Raw genomic sequence first — 4,049 nt, 5'->3', positions numbered from 1 at the left:
CTCTACGACGGGGGGCGCGTGCCTTGTCCACGGGGGGCATGGGAGCGGCGGTTGCTCCCTCCCTCTGGGGCTTGGCGGAATCCCGGGTGTCGAGCGTTTCCGGGGCCGCGAAGAGGTGTGTAGGGTCGGCGGACATGGACGGATCCACGACCTTTCCCGACGTGACGCTGGCCATCCTGGCAGGAGGGCAGGGGACGCGCTTGGGCGGTGTGGCCAAGGGGCTGCTGAGCGTGGGAGGGCTCACAACCTTGGAACGGCTGCGAGCATTCGGGTCGCATTTCAGGGAGGTGGTGCTGGTGGCGAACGTTCCGGAACCGTACGCGCGCTTCGGGCTTCGCACGGTGGAGGACACCGTGAAGGGCAAGGGGGCACCGGGAGGCGTCCACGCGGCGTTGGGAGCGGCGCGCACGCCGTGGGTGTTCGCGGTGGCGTGTGACATGCCGTTCGTCACGGAGGCCGCGGCGCGGGTGGTGCTGGACGCGCGAGGCGAGGATGTGGACGCGGTGTGCATCGAGCGTGAAGGGCGCTGGGAGCCGTTGTTCGCGGCCTATCGTACGGAACTGGTGTCACAGTGGGGTGAAGCATTGGTGGAGGATCCGTCGCTGCGGCGGCTGCTGATGCGCTTCCGCACGCGGGTGCTGCCCGAGGACGCACTGCGCGCGGTGGACCCTGAACTGCGCGCGCTGGTGAACGTGAACACGCCGGAGGACCTGGTGCGCTACGGCGTTACGTTGCCGGAGCAGTGAGTCCGCGGGCAGGAGCAGTTTGACGGTTAGGCGGAAGAATGGAGCCTTCCAGGATGACCCGGGACTGGAACTCGCTGATTCGCTACGCCCTGGAGGGCGAGGAGGCGGAACCCTTCCTGCGCTTGCTCAAGGCTCGGCTGCGGACCGGGAGTCAGGTCGTCAGTGTGCGACTGGAGAACGCGGCAGTGAAACCGGAGTACGTCCTCATCCTGTCGTTGCACAAGCAGTTGTCGGAGATGCGGGTTCCCCATTCGGAGGCGTTCACGGGTTGGTCGTTCGATACGGGGATGCGGATGGCGGACGAGCAACAGGAGCAGGCTCGGTTCGTTCTGCTTCTGGGCGAGCATTTCGCCGCGCTCGCCCGTGACGTGGGGCCGGATGTGTTGATGGCGCTGCTGTCGGACCACCTGCCGGCCATGGGGGCTCCTCGCTCCAGCGAGGCCGCGCGGCACCTGCGGACTTCGCGGCATGTGGACAGCGTCGTGCGTCGTGCGGCGGAGAAGTTGGACCTCGTCCTGGTGGGGCTGGCTCGCGCGTTGGGGCGCTCGCTCAAGTACGACGAGGCGACGACGGGGCGGATCCTGGATGGGGCGCTGGCGCAGTGGATCTTCCAGTCGTCACGGACACGTGGCCTGGATGCTTCGCACCCGCTTTAGCGGCCATCAGTGCTTCATCAACGAGCGCATGCACCTGCGCTTGAGGCACTGAGCGCATCATGGTCAAGTCGCACGGCATGAGGCCGCTCCTCGAACTTTCCGTGAAGAACTACAAGAGCCTGCGGGATGTCACCGTGCGGCTTGGTCCGCTGAATGTCCTGGTGGGCCCCAATGGAAGCGGCAAGTCCAACCTGCTGGACGTCATCCAGTTCCTGGGAGACTCGGTCCGAGAGGATTTAGGACCCGCTCTCGATAAACGTGGAGGTCTGGGGGATGTCCGCTTTCGCGGGGACGATCCGCCGAGTGGCATCGTCAGCTCGCGCGTCAGCATCCATGTGAAGGCCAAGGTTACGGCTCATTCGCATGAGGAGGCTCCAGACGAATACATCCTCAACTTCTGGGCCCTGAGACTCAAAGCCCCAGGAGAAAAGGGGCAAGTCCGGTCCTTCCTGCGGCGAACTGAGCAGTTCAAGTTCAAGCGGGTCAAAGGCCGGGGACGTCGCATCACCATCAACGGGTCGAAGGTCGACTTGAGCGAGACCCATGGAGAGAAGAAGACGACGAAGAGTGGACCCTCCCTGCGCAGTGACTCGCTCGGCCTCTCAACCCTTCCTCGACTGGCCTCCTCCGGAGGCGACGAGGTGCGAAAGGTCGCGGAGTTGTTCTCCACCTTCCGTGTTTTTGATGTGGATGTTCGCGCCGCGAGGCGGCCCTCGGCAGTGAGCGTCACCCCCACGCTGCAAGCGGATGCCAGCAATCTCGCGGCGTTCCTCAACTACCTGCGCCAGGACGAGGAGAACTTCGAGCGGCTCCAGGAAGACGCACGGGCCATCGTGCCTGGCCTCGTGCGCATCCACTTCCGGAAGGTGGGTGGTGCCGAGGAAGCAGTCGAGGTCGAGTTGGAGGAGTCGGGGCTGAAAGGGCACACGACCCTGGCCGAAGCTTCGTTTGGCACCGTGCGTGCGCTGGCGCTCCTGGCACTGATCTACGACCCTCAACCTCCCCAACTCACCTGTGTGGAGGAGATCGACCACGGCTTCCACCCCTACGTGTTCGACCGGCTCGTGGAGCGCTTGCGGTGGGCCTCGGAGCGAACGCAGTTCCTCATCGCGACCCACTCGCCTTCCCTCGTCAACAGGTTGAGTGCGGATGAACTCATTGTCTGTGAGCGCAACACGAAGACCGGGGCGTCGGTCATTCCCGCCGCGGATCCAGAGGTCGTTCGCGCCATGGAGGAAAGGGCCCACGGCCGGATGGGGCTGGGAGAGTTGTGGTTCACCGGTTCTCTCGGAGGTGTTCCCCCGTGAACCGCAAGAAGGATTCTCGTCAGAAGGCCAAGGGGAAGCGGCCTCAGCAGATCCTGGTTTTCGGTGAGAGCGAGAACGACACGAAGTCGCTTCAAGAACTCATTGTGGCCCTTCGAGGGAACCTTGCCGGCAAGGTGCAGACCCGGAGGAATCCTCTGGTTCTCATCAAGAATACAAAGCCTGAGGATGTTCCTACGGAGGCAAAGAGGATCGCGGATGTTGTGGATATCAGCCAGACCACACACGACATCGTCGCCGTCTTCGCTCACGAGGACTGCGACGATTTCGAACCGAAGCATGAAGGAGTTTGCCAGAAGATCGAGGCGGCCATGCAGCAGGCCGGCTGCCCAGCCCATGCAGTCGTCCCCGCCTGGGAGCTGGAGGCGTGGTGGTTCATGTGGCCCGATGCGGTCCAGGCCGTTCGCCCCAAGAGTTGGCGCGCTCCTGACGACTATCTCGGCAAGGAAGTGGGAAGGCTCAAGGATGCCAAGGAGGAACTTCAGAAGCGGGTGGTTCCCAAGAACCTCAAGGCCGACAAGCGCAAGACCTTCCAGACCTACCAGGAGTCAGACTCACCAGCGATTGCGCGGCATGTGCGTGAGAAGGGACTGGCCCGAAAGCCCGGCGCGAAGAGCGGTTCCTATGCGCGCTTCATGGCAAGCGTCGACCAGTGCAAGGTGGGGTGAGGCGCAGCGTCACGGCTCCGGCTGCGTCACCATGAACCGCGCGTAGGGCATGGCCGTCTTGGGCGCCGCGCTCTGGCCCAGCACGGGCAATGGGAAGCTCAGGGGCTTTCCGTCCGATGCCTCCGTGTTCCCCTCCACCTGCGCTGCACCCAGTCCCTGCCTCTGTCCCTGGAACGTGGCCTGCGGGTTCCTCGCGGACGCCTTGCCCGCCTGGATGACCGCGTAGCGCATGGCCACCGCGCCCACCGTGGACAGCACGTCCGCGGTCACCTGCTTCCAGCGCGCCCGTCCCGGCAGCACTTCCATCACCCACCCCGCCAGGGAGCACGTCCGCGACAGCGCCCACAGTGCTCCCGAAGCACCCGTGCGCAGCGGCTTGCCCACCTCCATCACCTGCCGCGCCTCCAGCTCCACCGCCTCGCGTGTCACCGCCTCCGCCAGCTTGCCCGCGATGCGGAAGCGGCGCAGCACGCGCTCCTCCGCGTCCGAGTGTGGGAACAGGGACAACAGGCTCCCGGCGCTCGCGGTCGCGGAGCTCATGAAGAACAGCGGCAACGTGCGCCCCACCTGCTGCCACAGCGGCACCGCCGTGTTGCTCACCAGCACCGCCGTGTAGCCCGCGAGCGGCAACCCCAGCACCGCGCCCATCCACCC

General features: G+C 65.3%; 4 protein-coding genes and 1 pseudogene. 4 read left to right on the top strand and 1 reads right to left on the bottom strand.

Translation table 11 applies throughout. From position 1 onward, the window contains the following. Positions 1–134: 134 nt before the first annotated feature. From D7X55_RS36960 to D7X55_RS36945, 4 genes are all read left to right on the top strand, one after another. Positions 135–746 carry a molybdenum cofactor guanylyltransferase gene (locus D7X55_RS36960; RefSeq protein ID WP_120552003.1) on the top strand — a complete coding sequence of 204 codons (612 nt, stop codon included), beginning with the start codon at positions 135–137 and terminating at the stop codon, positions 744–746. A 53-nt stretch (positions 747–799) separates the two neighbouring features. Next, on the top strand, positions 800–1,402 hold the full coding sequence (locus tag D7X55_RS36955; protein ID WP_121725482.1) for a hypothetical protein: 603 nt from the start codon (positions 800–802) through the stop codon (positions 1,400–1,402). Positions 1,403–1,503: 101 nt separating this feature from the next. Next, positions 1,504–2,709 (top strand): AAA family ATPase, encoded by a 1,206-nt coding sequence (locus D7X55_RS36950; protein WP_199747311.1) that lies wholly within the window; start codon positions 1,504–1,506, stop codon positions 2,707–2,709. Next, positions 2,706–3,395 carry a hypothetical protein gene (locus tag D7X55_RS36945; protein ID WP_121725481.1) on the top strand — a complete coding sequence of 230 codons (690 nt, stop codon included), beginning with the start codon at positions 2,706–2,708 and terminating at the stop codon, positions 3,393–3,395. The genes D7X55_RS36950 and D7X55_RS36945 overlap by 4 nt, the downstream gene beginning before the upstream one ends. Before the next feature lie 9 nt (positions 3,396–3,404). Here the strand turns inward: D7X55_RS36945 and D7X55_RS36940 are convergent. Further along, positions 3,405–4,049, bottom strand: a pseudogene (locus tag D7X55_RS36940) (formate dehydrogenase); the annotation flags it as partial.

It is taken from the genome of Corallococcus sp. AB049A, assembly GCF_003668885.1.
Lineage (GTDB): Bacteria > Myxococcota > Myxococcia > Myxococcales > Myxococcaceae > Corallococcus > Corallococcus interemptor.
The sequence above is the reverse complement of the archived record's forward strand: the minus strand, read 5'-3'. Positions and strand labels throughout refer to the sequence as shown.